This is a genomic window from Streptomyces platensis (assembly GCF_008704855.1).
Lineage (GTDB): Bacteria > Actinomycetota > Actinomycetes > Streptomycetales > Streptomycetaceae > Streptomyces > Streptomyces platensis.
The window spans coordinates 2,864,026-2,881,036 of sequence record NZ_CP023691.1 but is presented as its reverse complement, the minus strand read 5'-3'; the positions used below and the strand labels follow the sequence as shown (position 1 = coordinate 2,881,036).

Here is a 17,011-nt window from a genome sequence, read left to right as displayed (position 1 = left end):
CCGCTGACGGAGGCGCTAACCGGCGTCCGCCAGCGCCTCCGTCACCCCCTTCTCGTGCGGCCCGAGGAACTGCGGATCGGGCCGCAGCAGCGCGTCCGCCGCCGCCTTCCCGGCCGCGAAGATCTCCCGCACCCCGCCGTACGCCCAGGTCACATCGTGCTTCGCGGCCACCCCGACGCCGTCGGAGTCGACCCCGGCCGCGTTGCACAGGGCCAGCGCACGCCGGATGTGGAAGCCCTGGCTGACCAGCACGGCCCGGTTCACCCCGAAGATCCGGTGGGCCCGGCTACAGGAGTCCCAGGTGTCGAAGCCCGCGTAGTCGCTGACGATCTTCTGTCCCGGGACGCCGTGCCGCAGCAGATAGCCGCGCATCGCGTCCGGCTCGTCGTAGTCGGTCCGGCTGTTGTCGCCGGTGACCAGGACCGCGCGGACGGTGCCCCGCTCGTACAGCGCGGCGGCCGCGTCCAGCCGGTGGGCGAGATACGGCGACGGCGCGCCGTTCCACAGGCCCGCGCCGAAGACGATGGCCACCGGCGCGGACGGGGCGTCCGCGACACCGTGCACCCGGGGCCCGGCGGTCGCGTTCATCCAGGTCGCGGGCGCCAGCGCGAGCACCGTCACCGCCACCACGGCCTGGAACACGCGGCGCTGCCCCCGCCGGGTCCGCGGCAGCCGCAGCCGGCCCACCCCGCTCCGTATCCGTCGCACCAGTCCCGGTACCGGCCCACGCATCCCTGCCCCCGCCCGCTCGCGATCGATCTCGCAGGCTGCGACGCCGGGTGCACCCGTGCCGGTTGCAGCGCGGGCCTGGCATCGTGGCAGAGAGCACCCCGCCCGGAGAGGACCGCACCACCATGACCCGCGAGCCCGAGCGGCTGCCGTTCTTCGTCTACGGGACGCTGCGGCCCGGCGAGGCCAACTACGGCCGGACCCTGCGCGGCCGGACCGCGGCCGAGGAACCGGCCCATATCGGCGGCGCGCTGCTGTACGACGGCCCCGGATACCCGTACGCGACGACCGGGCCCGCCGCAGCGGTGGTGCACGGCACCCTGGTCCGGCCCCGCGACACCGACTACGACGAGGTGTGCGCGGTCCTGGACCGGCTGGAGGGCTACGCCCCCGGCGACCCGCACAACCTCTACGAGCGGGTGGCCACCGAGGCGGTGTGCCCGGACGGCCGGACCGTACGGGCCTGGGTCTACCTGGCGGCCGGCCCGCTAGCCGCCCGGCTGCGCGCCACCGGCACCCCCCTCGCGGGCGGCGACTGGCCGGCCTCGCGGGCGGCGGCCGGCTGACCGGCGCTTCTGTCCGCCAAGGGCTGATCGGCCGCCCCGGGCGCCGCCGCGGCGGCGGACCCCGCCCCGGCTAACCTGGACGACTCCTCGCGTACCGGGGCTCCCACCCGTACCGAGGGCCCTTTCCGTACCGCAGAACAGGTGTGACCGCGTGGCTTCCTCCCCGTCCTCCCCCTCCGCCGCAACCGCCCACGAGCCGCTGCCCAAAGCGGAGCTGCATCTGCACATCGAGGGCACTCTGGAGCCCGAGCTGGCCTTCGCGCTCGCCGAGCGCAACGGCGTCGAGCTGCCGTACGCCACCCAGGACGAACTGCGCCGCGCCTACTCCTTCGCCGATCTCCAGTCCTTCCTGAACCTCTACTACGCGCTGATGGCCGTGCTGCGCACCGAGGACGACTTCGCCGACCTCGCCCACGCCTATCTCGCCCGCGCCAAGGAGCAGGGCGTACGGCACGCCGAGATCTTCTTCGACCCGCAGGCGCACACCGCACGCGGCGTCCCGATCGGCACCGTCATCAACGGCCTGGCCCGCGCCCTGGACAGCGCCCCGGAGACCTATGGCATCAGCACCCGCCTGATCATGTGTTTCCTGCGCGACGAGAGCGCCGAATCCGCCCTCGCGACCTTCGAGGCCGCCCGTCCGCACTTCGACCGGATCACCGCCGTCGGCCTGGACTCCGCCGAGGTCGGGCACCCGCCGTCGAAGTTCAAGGAGGTCTACGCGCTGGCGCGGGAGGCCGGCCTCAAGTGCGTGGCGCACGCGGGGGAGGAGGGGCCCCCGGCCTACGTGTGGGAGGCCCTGGACGTCCTCGGCGTGGACCGGATCGACCACGGGGTGCGCTCCCTGGAGGACGAGCGGCTGGTGGCCCGGCTGGTGGCGGACCAGGTGCCGCTCACCGTCTGCCCGCTGTCCAACGTCCGGCTGCGGGTCATCGACGACCTCGCCGACCACCCGCTGCCCGCGATGCTGGACGCCGGGCTGCTGGTGACCGTCAACTCCGACGACCCGGCGTACTTCGGCGGCTACGCGGACGACAACTTCACCGCCGTACGCGACGCCCTCGGCCTCGACCAGGAGACCCTGCGCACCCTCGCCCGGAACTCCTTCCGCGCCTCCTTCCTCGACGAGGCGACCCGCGAGCGGTACCTCCGGGAAGTGGACGCCCACCAGGCGTAGGCCCCCGGGTGGCAGGGCCGCGGGCGGCAGGGCCGCGGGAGAGGTCCCCTGCCGCCCGGCCCGCCCCCGGGGCGCGGGCCGGGCGGCAGCGGACCGGAACACAACGTTCGCCCCGGGGAAACAGCACGGCAACGCCCGGCTGCCACGCTCAGGTCATGACGGCGCCGATACCGCACCTGCCCTCCGCGTCCCTGGCCCCCCTCGGTACGGGAGGCCTCGCCGCCGAGATCACCGCCCAGCTCAGCACCCAGCTCCGCCGTGTCCGGCTGCACGGCTTCCGCGCCCCGGAGACCCCGGCCCCCACCCTCGTCGCGGTCGCCCACGGCAGCCGCGACCCCCGCGCCCTGCCCACCGTCCGGGCCCTGCTCGACCGGGTCCGGACACTGCGCCCCGGCCTGGACGTACGGCTCGGACACATCGAGCTGAACCGGCCGCTGCTCGCCGACACCCTCGACGGGCTGGGCGGCGCCGCCGTCCTCGTACCGCTGCTGTTCGGCCGCGGCCACCACGTCACCCACGACCTGCCCGCCGCGCTGGCGGCCGCACCGCAGCTCACCGGCCGGGTCGCCGCACCCCTCGGACCGCACCCGCTGCTCGCCGAGGCGCTGCACGGCCGGCTGCTGGCGGCCGGCTTCCCCGAGGCCCCGTGCCCGCGCACCGCCGTCGTCCTGGCCGCCGCCGGCTCCCGCGCCCCACGCTCCGCCCAGGACACCGAGCGCACCGCCCGGCTGCTGTCCGACCGGCTCGGCGGTGTCCCCGTGCTGCCGGCCTACGCCTCGGCGGCCGCCCCCACCGTCGCCGACGCGGTCCGGGCGCTGACCGCCCGCGGCCACGACCGGATCGCCGTGGCCGGCTGCTTCACCGCCCCCGGCCGCTTCGCCACCCAGTGCGCGGCCGCCGCCCCCGGGCCCGCCGCCGAGCCCCTGGGCGACCACCCCGCACTGGCCCGTCTCGTACTGCACCGCTACGACCAGGCCCTCCTGGCTCCGACCGGATCCGACCCCGAGGCCCGCAGGGCGGCTACCGTCGCTGTATGACGGGCACACCACCGACCATCCCGGGCTACACCCCGGCCGACCTCGAGCGCTGGGTCACCGAGCCCGACAAACGGCCGGGACGCACCGCCTTCCAGCGCGACCGCGCCCGGGTACTGCACTCCGCCGCGCTGCGCCGGCTGGCCGGCAAGACCCAGGTCGTCACCCCCGGCGCGCACACCGCCGCCTGGGACGCCAGCCCGCGTACCCGGCTGACCCACTCCCTGGAGTGCGCCCAGGTCGGCCGGGAGCTGGGCGCCGCCCTCGGCTGCGATCCGGACCTGGTCGAGACCGCCTGCCTGGCGCACGATCTCGGCCACCCGCCCTTCGGGCACAACGGCGAGCAGACGCTCAACGAAGTCGCCGCGCCCTGCGGCGGTTTCGAGGGCAACGCCCAGTCGCTGCGGCTGCTGGCCCGTCTGGAGCCCAAGCGCTTCGTGCCCGCCGACGACGGTTCGACGGTCAGCGTCGGGCTGAACCTCAGCCGCGCCGCCCTCGACGCGGCCACCAAGTACCCGTGGGCGCGCGGCGGTCACCCCACCGACCCCGCCTCCCCGAAGTTCGGGGTCTACGCGGATGACGCCCCGGTTTACGCGTGGTTCCGGCAGGGCGCCCCCGACGGAGCCCGGAGCTTCGAGGCACAGGTCATGGACTGGTCCGACGATGTGGCGTACTCGGTGCACGACGTCGAGGACGGGCTGCACGCCGGACACCTCGACCCCAACCTCCTGCTCGCCGACGCCGAACGCGCCGAGATCTTCGCGGTCGCCGGCGAACGCTACGCGCCCGGCGCCGGCCCCGAGGAGCTGGCCGCGGCGCTGGACCGCCTCCTGGAGCAGGAGTGGTGGCCGCACGGCTACGACGGCTCCGCGCTCGCCCAGGCCCGCCTCAAGGACGCCACCAGCCAGCTGATCGGCCGCTTCTGTCTCGCCGCCGAGGGCGCGACGCGGGCCCGGTGGGGGACCGGACGGCTCACCCGCTACGGAGCGGAGCTGGTGGTTCCGGACGAAACCCGGCTGGAATGCGCCGTTTTGAAAGCCGTCGCCGACCGGTACGTCATGCAGCGCCCCGACCAGGAGGCGCTCCGCGCCGACCAGCGCGTCGTCATCGCCGAACTGGCCGAGGTGTTGTTCGCCCGCGCCCCCGACGGCCTTGATCCACAGTTCCGTTCACTGTTCGACACGGCCCCCGACGACACCGCACGGATGCGGGCCGTCATCGACCAGATCGCCGCCCTGACCGACGCCTCCGCCCGCTCGCTGCACGCCCGTCTCACCCGTCGCCCCGGTCACGGCCGGGCCTACGGCGGGTGACCCTGGAGGAAAGCCCCTCTTCCCCCCTCACGCTCCGTGCGGGACGCTCGAACCCCACCGTTTTCGAACGGAGCACCCTGACAACAGCGAACAGCGAGCCCTGACCGGCACGGCAACCCCGTTCGGCAGACGGCGATCGGCAATCCCGTTCGGCAAGACGGCGACCGGGAACCCCGATCGGCGGCGATCGGGAACCCTGACGCCGCCGAACGCATCAACGGGGGAGAGCACCGGGGGGTACATCGGGGCGTTCACGGACGCGGACGCGGGCGCAGGTACCGCAACGAGGAGGAAGCAAGTGGTCGACGCACACCAGACGTTCGTCATCGTCGGGGGTGGCCTGGCCGGGGCGAAGGCCGCGGAGACGCTCCGCGCGGAAGGCTTCACCGGCCGGGTGATCCTCATCTGTGACGAGCGCGACCACCCCTACGAGCGCCCCCCGCTCTCCAAGGGGTACCTGCTGGGCAAGGAAGAGCGCGACAGCGTCTTCGTCCATGAACCCGCCTGGTACGCCCAGGCGCACATCGAACTCCACCTGGGCCAGCCCGCCGTCCACCTGGACCCCGCGGCCAAGACCGTCCGCCTCGGGGACGGCACCCTCATCGCCTACGACAAGCTGCTGCTGGCCACCGGCGCCGAACCGCGCCGCCTGGACGTCCCCGGCACCGGCCTGGCCGGCGTGCACCACCTGCGCCGCCTCGCGCACGCCGAACGGCTGCGCGGCGTGCTGGCCTCCCTCGGCCGAGACAACGGCCATCTGGTGATCGCCGGCGCCGGCTGGATCGGCCTGGAGGTCGCCGCCGCGGCCCGCTCCTACGGCGCGGAGGTCACCGTCGTCGAGCCCGCCCCCACCCCGCTGCACGGCATCCTGGGCCCCGAACTCGGCGGTCTGTTCGCCGATCTGCACCGCGAACACGGCGTCCGCTTCCACTTCGGCGCCCGCCTCACCGAGATCGTCGGCCAGGACGGGATGGTGCTCGCCGTGCACACCGACGACGGCGAGGAACACCCCGCGCACGACGTGCTCGCCGCGATCGGCGCCGCCCCGCGCACCGCACTCGCCGAACAGGCCGGGCTGGACCTCGTCGACCGGGAGGCCGGCGGCGGTATCGCGGTCGACGCGGCGCTGCGCACCTCCGACCCGTACATCTACGCCGCCGGCGATGTCGCCGCCGCCGACCACCCCGTCCTGGACGGCCGGCTGCGCGTCGAGCACTGGGCCAACGCCCTCAACGGCGGCCCGGCCGCCGCGCAGGCCATGCTCGGCCGGGACGTCAGCTACGACCGCATCCCGTACTTCTTCTCCGACCAGTACGACGTCGGCATGGAGTACTCCGGCTACGCCCCGCCCGGCTCGTACGCGCAGGTCGTCTGCCGCGGTGATGTCGCCAAGCGGGAGTTCATCGCCTTCTGGCTCGCCGCGGACGGCCGGCTGCTCGCGGGGATGAACGTCAACGTCTGGGACGTCGCCGAGTCCCTCCAGCAACTCATCCGCTCCGGGGCGTCGTTGGCGCCCGAGGCGCTGGCCGATCCGGAGGTTCCGCTGGCCTCGCTGCTCCCGTAGCGTGCCGGTATGACGCCAAGCCCCAGCGGTCCCACCGGCCCCGGCAGCACCGACGTCCCGGACGTCGTCACCCTCGACGACGTCCGGGACGCCGCCCGGCGGCTGACGGGCGTGGCACACCGCACGCCCGTGCTGCGCTCCCGTACCCTCGACGCCCTGGTCGGCGCCGAGGTCCACCTCAAGTGCGAGAACTTCCAGCGGGTCGGCGCCTTCAAGTTCCGCGGCGCCTACAACGCCCTCTCCCGGCTGTCGCCGGAACAGCTGGCCCGTGGAGTCGCCGCCTACTCCTCCGGCAACCACGCCCAGGCCGTCGCCCTGGCCGCCCGGGAGCTCGGCAGCCACGCCGTCATCGTGATGCCCGAGGACACCCCGGAGTCCAAGAAGGACGCCACCGCCGGCTACGGCGCCGAGATCGTCACCTACGACCGCTACACCGGCGACCGCGTCGCGATCGGCCGGAAGCTCGCCGACGCACGCGGCCTCGCACTGATCCCGCCGTACGAGCATCCGCACATCATCGCCGGCCAGGGCACCGCGGCCCTGGAACTGATCGAGGAGACCGGCCCGCTCGACGCGCTGCTGACGCCGGTCGGCGGCGGCGGCCTGATGGCCGGCTCGGCCACCGCCGCCACCGCCCTGGTCCCCGGCATCCGCATGATCGGCGTGGAGCCGGCGGCCGGCGACGACACCCTGCGCTCCCTGGCCGCCGGCCACCCCGTCACCATCCCGGTCCCGCGCACCATCGCCGACGGCCAGGCCGCCGAGCGCCCCGGCGAGCTGACCTTCGCCATCAACGGGCGGCTGCTCGACTCGGTCGTCCTGGTCACCGACGACGAGATCCGCACGGCCATGAAGTTCGCCTTCGAACGCCTCAAGATCGTCACCGAACCCAGCGGCGCCAGCGGTCTGGCCGCCCTCCTCGCCGGCCATATCGCCCCGCTGCCACCCCGCGTCGGCGTGATCATCTCGGGGGGCAACGTGGGGGTGGAGCGCTTCCTGGAGCTGCTGGGGTGAGGGGGAGGGGCGCCGCCCCCGCCCACGCGTGGCCAGGGCTGTCCGACCCCGGCCGTAGAATTCACGCGTGGCAGGCAGGATCAACGATGACGATGTGAAGGCGGTGCGGGACGCGGTCCCGATCGACGCCGTCGTGTCCGAGTATCTCCAGCTCCGCAACGCCGGTGGCGGCAACCTCAAGGGCCTGTGCCCCTTCCACGACGAGAAGTCCCCGTCCTTCCACGTCAGCCCGGCCAAGGGGCTCTACCACTGCTTCGGCTGCCAGGAGGGCGGCGACACCGTCGACTTCGTCATGAAGATCGACCACCTCTCCTTCGCCGAGACCATCGAGCGCCTCGCCTCCCAGGCCGGAATCACCCTGCGCTACGAGGAGGGCGGCTACACCCCCGGCCGCCAGCAGGGCGAACGCACCCGCCTGGTGGAGGCCCACAAGGCCGCCGCCCAGTTCTACGTCGAGCAGCTCGACGGCCCCGAGGCGGAGATCGCCCGCAAGTTCCTCGCCGAGCGCGGCTTCGACCAGGCCGCCGCCCGGCATTTCGGCGTCGGCTACAGCCCGGCCGGCTGGGACCACCTCACCCGCTTTCTGCGCGGCCGCGGCTTCAGCGACCAGGAGCTGGTCCTCTCCGGCCTCTCCCAGGAGGGCCGCCGCGGCCCCATCGACCGCTTCCGCGGCCGCCTGATGTGGCCGATCCGCGATATCGCCGGCGAGGTCGTCGGCTTCGGCGCCCGCAAGCTCCGCGACGACGACAACGGCCCCAAGTACCTCAACACCCCCGAGACCCCCATCTACCGCAAGTCCCAGGTCCTCTACGGCATCGACCTCGCCAAGAAGGAGATCGCCAAGACCAACCGCGCGGTCGTGGTCGAGGGCTACACCGACGTGATGGCCTGCCATCTGTCCGGGGTCACCACCGCCATCGCCACCTGCGGTACGTCCTTCGGCGAGGGCCACATCAAGATCCTCCGCCGCCTCCTGATGGACAACTCCGGCTCCGAGGTCGTCTTCACCTTCGATGGCGACGCCGCAGGGCAGAAGGCCGCCCTGCGCGCTTTCGAGGACGACCAGAAGTTCGCCGCCGAGACCTCCATCGCGATCACCCCGGGCGGTATGGACCCGTGCGATCTGCGGCTCGCCAAGGGCGATCAGGCCGTCGCCGACCTCGTCGAGGCCCGGACCCCGCTCTTCGAGTTCGCGCTGCGCCATGTCGTCTCCCGGCACAACCTCGACACCACCGTCGGCCGTGCCGCCGCCCTGGACGAGGCCGCGCCGATCGTCGCGCACATCAAGAACAGCTCCATCCAGCACGAGTCCGCCGTCCAGCTCGCCGGCATGCTCGGCATCCTGGACACCCAGTTCGTGGTCAAGCGCGTCTCCCAGCTCGCCCGCTGGGCCCGCGAACGCGGCCGGGACGGCGGCCCCGAGCAGGGCCGTCAGCAGCGCCGCGGCCAGGCCCCGGCGCCCGCGGAGGCCCGCCCGGCGCCCGGCCCGCGCGGCCCGGCGCTCAACCTCCGCAGCCCCGCCCACCGCGTCGAACGGGAGCTCCTCAAGCTGGCCCTCCAGCGCCCCGACCTGGTCTCCCCGGCCTTCGACGCCTACGGTGCCGACGAGTTCACCGCCCCGCCCTACGCCGTGGTCCGCCAGTGCATCGAGGACGCCGGCGGTGCCGCGGCCGGCGCCGCCGACCAGGGCTTCATCCCCCGGGTGCGGGAGGCCGCCCCCGACGACACCGTCCGCGCCATGGTCACCGAGCTCGCCGTCGAACCGCTGCACACCCGCCGGGATCCCGACGCGGCCTACGCCGGCGTCCAGTTGGTCGCCGTCCGCCTCGCCGCCGTCAATCAGCGCGTCACCGAGATCCGCGGCACCCTCCAGCGCCTCGGCCCCCGCGCCGACCCCGAACACCTCGCGGCCGTCCAGAACGAACTCTGGGTCCTCCAGCAGTACGGCCAGTCCCTGCGCGAACGCGGCTACGCCGCCCTGTAGCCCCCGGGGCCCGCCCCGGGGAGCCGGCCCGCGCCGCATCGCCGGTAACACCCCGCGGTAGCCGTCCGGTCACGGACCGGACTCAAAAAGTGCACGCACGCCCCTCGTGGCAGGCGTGTGTCGTACTCCACACTGAGAAGCGGTGCCTGAGTCCTCGGTGCGCCGCGGGCCCGGCCGTACCGCACCGGAATCCCCCGCGGAACCACGTGTGACGTACGGGACGGACGGCGGCCCGGCCGCCACCGTGCCCGACCTTTCTGCCGCTTCAGCAGCGATCACCCTGGAGGTCGCCCCCGTGCAGACCCGGACCCTCGCCGACGCGCCGGCCGCCGCGGAGCACGACACGGACCCGGCCGCGGAGCCGCTCACCGTGCCGCAGCAGGCCGAACCACCCGCCGCCGAGATGATCGTCGAGGAGATCTCCCCGGAGCCGGTGCCGCGCCCCGAGGCGGGCAGCCCGTCCGCCGATCTCTTCCGCCAGTACCTCCGCGAGATCGGCCGGATCCCGCTGCTCACCGCCGCCGAGGAGGTGGAGCTCGCCCGCCGCGTCGAGGCCGGTCTCTTCGCCGAGGAGAAGCTCACCAACACCCCCGACATCTCCTCCCAACTCGCCTTCGATCTCGACAAGTTGGTGGTCCTGGGGCGGATGGCCAAGCGCCGCCTGATCGAGGCCAACCTGCGGTTGGTGGTCTCCGTCGCCAAGCGCTATGTCGGCCGCGGGCTGACCATGCTCGACCTCGTCCAGGAGGGCAACCTCGGACTGATCCGGGCCGTCGAGAAGTTCGACTACGCCCGCGGCTACAAGTTCTCCACCTACGCCACCTGGTGGATCCGCCAGGCGATGTCGCGCGCCCTCGCCGACCAGGCCCGGACCATCCGCGTCCCGGTCCATGTCGTCGAGCTGATCAACCGCGTGGTGCGGGTCCAGCGCCGGATGCTCCAGGAGCGCGGCTGCGAACCCACGCCCGAGGAGGTCGCCGCTCATCTCGACCTGACCGGGGAACGCGTCAGTGAGGTGCTGCGGCTGGCTCAGGAGCCGGTCTCGCTGCACGCCCCCGTCGGCGAGGAGGAGGACGTCGCCCTCGGCGATCTCATCGAGGACGGCGACGCCGCCTCACCGGTCGAATCCGCCGCGTTCCTGCTGCTCCGCGAGCACCTCGACGCGGTGCTGTCCACCCTCGGAGAACGGGAGCGCAAGGTCGTCCAGCTCCGCTACGGCCTCGCCGACGGCCGCCCCCGCACGCTGGAGGAGATCGGCCGGATCTTCGGCGTCACCCGCGAACGGATACGGCAGATCGAGTCCAAGACCCTCAACAAGCTCCGCGACCACGCCTTCGCCGACCAGCTCCGCGGCTACCTCGACTGAGACCGCCGGGCCCGGCCCCCCGTCCGGGACGTCACGCCTCCCGCTGGAACGCCCCCGGATACGCCTCGTCCCGTACCGCCGCGTACTGCTGGCGCACGGCCTGGCCGACCGCCAGCTCCTCACCCGGCTCGAAGACTTGGCTCGCGGCGGCCGGCCACTGCGGGGGATCGATCCAGGCGGACCCGCCGCCCGGCCCGGACTCCGCACCGCCGGCCGGGGTGAGGGTGCCGTGTGCCACGCCCCACGCCCAGGCCGCCTGCCGGGCCGCGCCCAGCGCCGCGTACTCCGCCGGCTGCGGCACCACGACCGGCACCCCGAACAGCGCCGGCGCCACCGCCTGCACCGCGAACAGCTCCGCCGCCGCGCCCAGCAGGAACACCCGGCGCACCGCCATGCCCCGCCCGCGCAGCACATCCAGCGCGTCCGCGAGCCCGCAGAGCATGCCCTCCACGGCCGCCCGCGCCAGATGCTCCGGCTTCATGCTGTCCCGCCGCAGCCCGTGCAACGACCCGGCGGTATGCGGCAGATGCGGGGTCCGCTCGCCCTCCAGATACGGCAGCAGCACCATGCCGTACGCACCGGGCGAGGAGTTCATCGCCAGCTCGGACACGCCCGCCAGATCCGTCCCCAGCATCTCCGCGGCACCACGCAGCACCCGTACGGCGTTGCTGGTGTGCACCACCGGCAGATACCGGCCGGTGGCGTCCGCGAACGAGGTGATCGTGCCGCTCGGGTCCACCAGCGCCTCATGGTGGATCCCGAACACCGACCCCGAGGCGCCCAGCGACACCACCGCGTCGCCCTCCCCGACGCCGAGCCCGAAGGCGGCGGCCATCGTCTCGCCCGTACCGGCGGAGATCAGCAGCCCCTCCGGGGTGAACCCCGCCGTCCCCGACGGGCTCAGCAGCTCCGGCAGCCGCACCTGATGGCCCAGCGCCAGCTCCACCAGATCCGGCCGGTACGACTCGGTCGCCGCCGACCAGAAACCCGTCGCCGAGGCCCCGCCCCGGTCCGTGGTCCGCCGGGCGGGCCGCCCCAGCAGCTGCCACGCCAGCCAGTCGTGCGGCTGCATGACCTCCGCGATCCGCGCCGCATGCGCCGGCTCGGTACGCGCCAGCCAGCGCAGCTTCGTCACCGCATGGGTCGCCTGCGGCACCGCCCCCACGGCCTGCGCCCACGCGGTCCGCCCGCCGAGCGCGTCGATCAGATCCGCCGCCGCACTCTGCGCCCGCTTGTCATTGCCGACCAGCGCGGGCCGTACGAGATTCCCCTCGACGTCGAGCGGCAGCAGACCGTGCGGCTGCGCGGAGACGCCGATCGCCTGCACGCCTTCGAGCAGCCCCTGGCCCGCCGCCTCCCCGAGCGAGATCAGCCAGGCCTGTGGATCGACCTCGGGCCCCTTCTCGACGGGGTGCGGCGCGTACCCGCGCCTGATGACGGCGCCCGTGTCTGCATCGCAGACGACGATCCGTGTGCTCTCGGACGAACTGTCCAATCCGGCGACTATCCCCATGGCCTCAGATGATGCCCCATACGACGCATAGGAGCAGCGTCAGGGTTTACCCGGGGAACCCCTAGGTGTTGCTCGTGCCCCAGTCGTCCTCGTCGGAGCCGCGCTGGTCGCGCAGCGAGCGGACCCGGTCGGTGACGGAGGCCGGCAGCCGGTCCCCGACCTTGGCCGACACCGTCCCGAAGGCCTTCGACGCCGCCTCGCGCCCGGTCAGCGCGGCCGACTCGGCGGTGTTCCGGACCGCGGGATTCTGGGAGATCCGCTGGGCGGCCTTGCGGAGCTGCTCGTACCGTTCCCGGCCGGCCCGTGCGCCGATCACATACCCCGTGGCCAGTCCCGCGATGAACGTGAGCCGGTAGCGCATTGCTCCACCCTTCCTCTCGTCGGTCCCGTCCGGTGCCGGTACGCACCGGTGTGCCGGGCTGTGCCGCCCGCCTACCCTCCGGGGCCGCAGATCACCCGAGGTGACCTGAGGCGATACCGATTGGCGGAGCACCCCCCTGCTTGCGCTAATGTATGTGTCGCAGCGAGCGCGCGCCGTCCGGAAGACCGGTCAGCGGTGCATTCGAGGCACACAGAGCAATCCCCTGTAGCTCAATTGGCAGAGCAGCCGGCTGTTAACCGGCAGGTTACTGGTTCGAGTCCAGTCGGGGGAGCTCGGTCCCCTGTAGCTCAATTGGCAGAGCATTCGGCTGTTAACCGGAGGGTTACTGGTTCGAGTCCAGTCGGGGGAGCAGAGAGAACGAGGACCCCGGGAGGGGTCCTTTTTCTTGCGCCATGGAACCGAACGACCCGTGATCGAAGTCCTCTTGGGCGTGCGTGGTCGCCGGACGGCAGCCCTCACGGGCAACAGATCGTATGAGCGGCTATGCTGCGGCAGACGGCGCGCACAAATGTGCGCGACGCGCCGTGGGGGGCGGTAGCTCAGCCGGTTAGAGCAGCGGACTCATAATCCGTCGGCCGTGGGTTCGAGTCCCACCCGCCCCACCGCACGGCATCCAGGTGACCTGCGGGAGCCTCCCTTTCGGGGAGGTCTCGCAGAGCCACCACACCGCACAGACGCCACACGGCCCCCTCGTGCGAGGACATTCCCTCGCGCGTCACCCGCCTGCCCGGAGAAGGGCGCTGAGGGCCACGAGGCGTTCCTCGGCCCCGAGGTGTGCCGGCGCCCCGGAGGCGAAGAGTCCCGCCGGCCCCTCGTGCTCACGCCTGATCAGGTTCAGGTGTTCCCAGCGGCGCCCGGTACGGGACGCGGGATGCTGATGCCGTTCTCTGCGACGACAGGCAGCGAGGTGATGCCTTCGCGCAGAGCAGCCCGGCAGTTCCTGGTTCGCCAGAACGGCACGCGCAACCGCGCCCCCATGGCGCTCAGGCCGGTTTCCGCTCCCGCCTGGCAGGGGACGCCCCTCGAAGTGAAGCCGTACGAGGGCCTGGACGTGACTGCGACGCAGGCCCTCAGTGCACGCCAACCGTTGCCCTTGGCGGGGTCGGCGGGCTCGTGCTCGGCCGCGCCGAGGAGCCCCACCGGCCGGGCCACCACTCCATCCCGGCGGAACTACGGAGCCGGGTTCTTCTCCTTCATCTCTACCGCGCCGGAGTGGGCGTTCACATGAGTAACCATGGAGGAGTCTTTACAGGTCACCGAGATGCGCCACACCGCATTCCAATTCGCCTTGTCTTGTACCGCGAGAAGTTCCCCCGCTTCCGCCTTTCGGCATCCCGGAGCGGAGTGCATGGCGCGCTGTACGGCGCTTTCCTTGGTGACGCGGAGGGAAGGGACGTCGACATCAGGGATTTTCCGGGTCGATAGCTGGGAAACATGTCCTGCGCGATCGATCTGAACATCCAGGCGCATCGGCATGAGGACACCATGGAGATGTTTACGCCAACTGACCATCCATCCCAGAGCGGCGTTGTCTCCCACCGGGGAGACTTCCGCCGTGCTCCCGGGGAGGGCCCATGGGAAGTGCTTCTCGGCGTATGTGGTTGCTACTTTTTTCGCTTCAGTGGACTTCTTTATGTGCGCCGGGGATCCAGGCACTGGGAAGCCGGACGCTTCTCCGCTGTCCGACATGTCGAGGCTGGCCGTGATCTCATTGCCCTCCGGCCAGTTCACCTGAACGAAGCCGACCGGCAGGCTCGCCATGATCGTACCGCGGTCGGAATCCGGCGAGGAGGAAAATTGCACATTACCGACTGTGTAGTGGTTGCCGAACGCTTGACGTACGGCGGCAATTGCCACCTTGCGTTCATTGCCGCCCGCGGATCCTACTGCCTCGGTGGACTTTACGGTGTGCGTCTGGATGGAGGTTGACCAGACGACGCCAATAATCACGTTGAAGGCCACCCACGTGACAATTGACCGGGGGGCGTTCAGTCGCCAGGCGGCCAATTCGCTTGGGCGGGTGCGCGTGATAAGGAAGGCTGTGAGTGCACCCAGGAGGCCACCGGTAGAATTAGCGAGCAGATCGCTGGTGTCGCACGCTCTGCCGATGGCCGGAAGTGCGCCTTGAGCGGTCTCGATCGCCACAGAGAGCCCCATGCTGATCGCGAAGCCAGCAAGCAGCCTGCGCGTGACCAGCACCCCGAGGAAGCCCACCGGTGTGAACATGAGGCAGTTCAGCAGACCCTGTTCCGTACCGAAGGGCTCCAGGAACTTCAGGTTGACCACGCACCTGCCGGATCCCTGACTTCCGCCGGTGGTCCACAGCGTCAAGAAGGAGACGCTCAACATGGAGGTGCACCACAAGGCAAGGTGGAACGGGCGATCCGTTCTCTTCTTCGCGGTGAAAAATGCAACGCCGAAGAAAGCCAGGGAAAGGGTGATCGCGGAAATGATGAATGCTGTGTGGCCTTTGAACACGGCTTCCAGCATGGGCAGCTCCCCTGAAGTGTTTCTGTGAATGTGCAGCGCCCCCTCGCGGTACGCCGCAAGGGGGCAGAAGGGGCCCACGCGTACAGTGCCGTGAAGCCCGTAATGAACATGCCTACGAATAGGTCATACCTGGAATTGGGAGCGCTAGCACTTCCTCTTGGGCGGAGTCTGGTAAGTCCTTCCGCCCGAGTAGAGAAGGCCGACATCCGGGCTGCACGAGGCAGAAGGGGGCCACTGCTTTGAAGCTATCGGCGACGTGCTGCACTTCTTGGTGGAACTCCAGTGGTTCGTGCCACTCCGGGGGTAGCCGACCTTGCGGGAGATCGAGCCTCCCGATTTCTTGTCGTACGAGACGTCGAGGTAGGTGCCCTTGCCCGTCGAGTTCATGAGCAGAACACCATTACTGATCTCGGTGCACACGTCCAATGACGCGATAGCAGTTGCTGCACGAAAACGCGAGTTCATGCGATCCCCCCTTGATCGTTCACATGGCCTTTACGGCGAGAGGAAATCTAACACGAGTTTGATCTTGGTGTGGGGGGATTTGGATGCCACGTTCTGCGGGTCCGGGGACGGCGAAACATGCCATCGCTGGTACGCCACCGAGTACGCCATTTCCTAGGGGAGGAGGCCAGGGAGGCTCGGGAGAACCGGGCCGTGGAGTCTGGGTGGGGAGCACGTGGCCGGTGGCGGGACCAGGGGTATCCGACAGGCCACTGGCCGAGGACAGGGCCAAGGCCATGGTCAGGGGCTGGTCGGGGTGCGTGGTGGGGGTGGTTGCGCCTCTTGGGTCCGAGGATGTGCCGGCCGGCTGCGGGTGTGGTCGTCTGGGGATCCAGGCCCCGTCCGGTCGTCAGGAGTGCCGGGCGGGAAGGGCAGGTGATGACGATGGAGCTGTTTCCGCCGATCCCGTTTGCCGAGTGGCGGGACACCAAAGAGACGCTCCATCGCTTTGCGCAGGTCGTCGGGAAGGTTCGGCTTGCGGCCAGTGCCCGGCGGAACCACTGGTGGAACGTGCCGTTCCATCTGACCGGACGGGGCATCACCACCCGTCCCATGGGGCAGCTCGACGGGAACCCGATCTTCACGATCGACTTCGACTTCGTCGGGCATCAACTGGTCGTCGCGACGCTGGACGGCCGGGCGGTGTCCTTCCCCCTCGCCGGCCGGTCGGTGGCGTCCTTCTACGCCGCCCTCATGGAGGCGCTGGCCGCGTTGGGCGTTCGGGTGGCGCTCGCGGTGCCGCGGCCGTTCGACCTGCCCGATGCCGGACGGCCGTTCGCCGAGGACACCGAGCATGCGGCATACGACACCGGGCACGCCCAGCGCTACTGGCAGGTGCTGAGCCAGGTGGCGTCGGTGCTGGAGGAGTTCGCTGCGGGCTATTCGGGGAAGGTCAGCCCGGTGCACCACTTCTGGCACACCTTCGACATCGCGCACAGCCGGTTCTCCGGGCGCCGTATCGACCATCCGCGGCAGACCGACCCGGTGACCCGGGAGGCGTACTCCAGGGAGGTGATCAGCTTCGGCTTCTGGTTCGGGGACGACGGCTTCCCCGAGCCGGCGTTCTACTCCTATACCGCTCCGGAGCCCGCCGGCCTCGCCGAGGAGCCGCTGCGGCCGGCGGCGGCGCGGTGGGTCGCCCGCGGGGAGAGCCATCTGGCCGTGCTGCGGTACGACGACGCCCGGGCCGAGGCGGATCCCCGTGCGGCGGTGCTGGGCTTCTACGAGAGTGCCTATCGCGCCGGGGCCGGGCGGGCCGGGTGGGATGTCGAACGGCTCAGCTGTGCGGGCGGGGTGACGGACCCGCAGTTGTAGGCGGGCCGGCCGCTGCCGTTCCGGCCGGGCGGTCGGCATGCGGGCGCGGACCCGTCCCGGT

General features: G+C 71.7%; 13 protein-coding genes and 3 tRNA genes. 12 read left to right on the top strand and 4 right to left on the bottom strand.

The window, feature by feature from the left end; genetic code table 11:
* Nucleotides 1–15 precede the first annotated feature (15 nt).
* Complete coding sequence (locus CP981_RS12620) at nt 16–732, bottom strand: SanA/YdcF family protein (protein ID WP_085927896.1); 717 nt, start codon at nt 730–732, stop codon at nt 16–18.
* A gap of 122 nt (nt 733–854) precedes the next feature.
* Here CP981_RS12620 and CP981_RS12615 point away from each other — a divergent pair, with 122 nt between their 5' ends.
* The 8 genes from CP981_RS12615 to CP981_RS12580 all read left to right on the top strand — a co-directional run bounded on the left by CP981_RS12615 (nt 855) and on the right by CP981_RS12580 (nt 10,747).
* The gene (locus CP981_RS12615; RefSeq protein ID WP_085927897.1) at nt 855–1,295 is read left to right on the top strand and encodes a gamma-glutamylcyclotransferase family protein; all 441 of its coding nucleotides are present in this window, start codon (nt 855–857) and stop codon (nt 1,293–1,295) included.
* Nucleotides 1,296–1,446: 151 nt separating this feature from the next.
* Nucleotides 1,447–2,472 carry an adenosine deaminase gene (locus tag CP981_RS12610; protein WP_190141949.1) on the top strand — a complete coding sequence of 342 codons (1,026 nt, stop codon included), beginning with the start codon at nt 1,447–1,449 and terminating at the stop codon, nt 2,470–2,472.
* A gap of 155 nt (nt 2,473–2,627) precedes the next feature.
* On the top strand, nt 2,628–3,509 hold the full coding sequence (locus tag CP981_RS12605; protein WP_085927898.1) for a sirohydrochlorin chelatase: 882 nt from the start codon (nt 2,628–2,630) through the stop codon (nt 3,507–3,509).
* Nucleotides 3,506–4,819 (top strand): deoxyguanosinetriphosphate triphosphohydrolase, encoded by a 1,314-nt coding sequence (locus CP981_RS12600; RefSeq protein ID WP_107429599.1) that lies wholly within the window; start codon nt 3,506–3,508, stop codon nt 4,817–4,819. Before CP981_RS12605 ends, CP981_RS12600 begins: the two co-directional genes overlap by 4 nt.
* Nucleotides 4,820–5,117: 298 nt before the next feature.
* A complete protein-coding gene (locus CP981_RS12595) occupies nt 5,118–6,383 on the top strand; it encodes an NAD(P)/FAD-dependent oxidoreductase (protein WP_085927899.1) in 1,266 nt (421 codons plus the stop codon).
* A gap of 9 nt (nt 6,384–6,392) precedes the next feature.
* Complete coding sequence (locus tag CP981_RS12590; RefSeq protein ID WP_085927900.1) at nt 6,393–7,397, top strand: pyridoxal-phosphate dependent enzyme; 1,005 nt, start codon at nt 6,393–6,395, stop codon at nt 7,395–7,397.
* Nucleotides 7,398–7,464: 67 nt separating this feature from the next.
* A complete protein-coding gene (dnaG, locus tag CP981_RS12585) occupies nt 7,465–9,381 on the top strand; it encodes a DNA primase (RefSeq protein ID WP_085927901.1) in 1,917 nt (638 codons plus the stop codon).
* A 142-nt stretch (nt 9,382–9,523) separates the two neighbouring features.
* Entirely contained in the window at nt 9,524–10,747 is a 1,224-nt protein-coding gene (locus CP981_RS12580) for an RNA polymerase sigma factor (protein WP_085927902.1), read from the top strand.
* 31 nt (nt 10,748–10,778) lie between these two features.
* On the opposite strand, the gene CP981_RS12575 is transcribed toward CP981_RS12580, so the two are convergent.
* Both CP981_RS12575 and CP981_RS12570 read right to left on the bottom strand, forming a co-directional pair.
* Nucleotides 10,779–12,260 (bottom strand): FGGY family carbohydrate kinase, encoded by a 1,482-nt coding sequence (locus CP981_RS12575; protein ID WP_167536089.1) that lies wholly within the window; start codon nt 12,258–12,260, stop codon nt 10,779–10,781.
* 61 nt (nt 12,261–12,321) lie between these two features.
* Nucleotides 12,322–12,621: a hypothetical protein gene (locus CP981_RS12570; RefSeq protein WP_085927904.1), complete on the bottom strand. Its 300-nt coding sequence runs from the start codon at nt 12,619–12,621 to the stop codon at nt 12,322–12,324.
* Nucleotides 12,622–12,840: 219 nt separating this feature from the next.
* On the opposite strand from CP981_RS12570, the gene CP981_RS12565 reads away from it, so the two are divergent.
* The 3 genes from CP981_RS12565 (at nt 12,841) to CP981_RS12555 (ending at nt 13,244) form a co-directional block, all read left to right on the top strand.
* Nucleotides 12,841–12,913 (top strand) — tRNA-Asn (locus tag CP981_RS12565).
* Between the two features lie 5 nt (nt 12,914–12,918).
* Nucleotides 12,919–12,991 (top strand) — tRNA-Asn (locus CP981_RS12560).
* A 179-nt stretch (nt 12,992–13,170) separates the two neighbouring features.
* A tRNA-Ile gene (locus tag CP981_RS12555) sits at nt 13,171–13,244 on the top strand.
* A gap of 568 nt (nt 13,245–13,812) precedes the next feature.
* Here the strand turns inward: CP981_RS12555 and CP981_RS12550 are convergent.
* Nucleotides 13,813–15,132, bottom strand: coding sequence for a VanZ family protein (locus CP981_RS12550; protein WP_085927905.1), 1,320 nt, complete (start codon nt 15,130–15,132; stop codon nt 13,813–13,815).
* 888 nt (nt 15,133–16,020) lie between these two features.
* Here CP981_RS12550 and CP981_RS12545 point away from each other — a divergent pair.
* Nucleotides 16,021–16,950, top strand: a complete 930-nt coding sequence (locus CP981_RS12545; RefSeq protein ID WP_085927917.1) for a DUF5996 family protein — start codon at nt 16,021–16,023, stop codon at nt 16,948–16,950.
* The last annotated feature ends 61 nt before the right edge of the window (nt 16,951–17,011 follow it).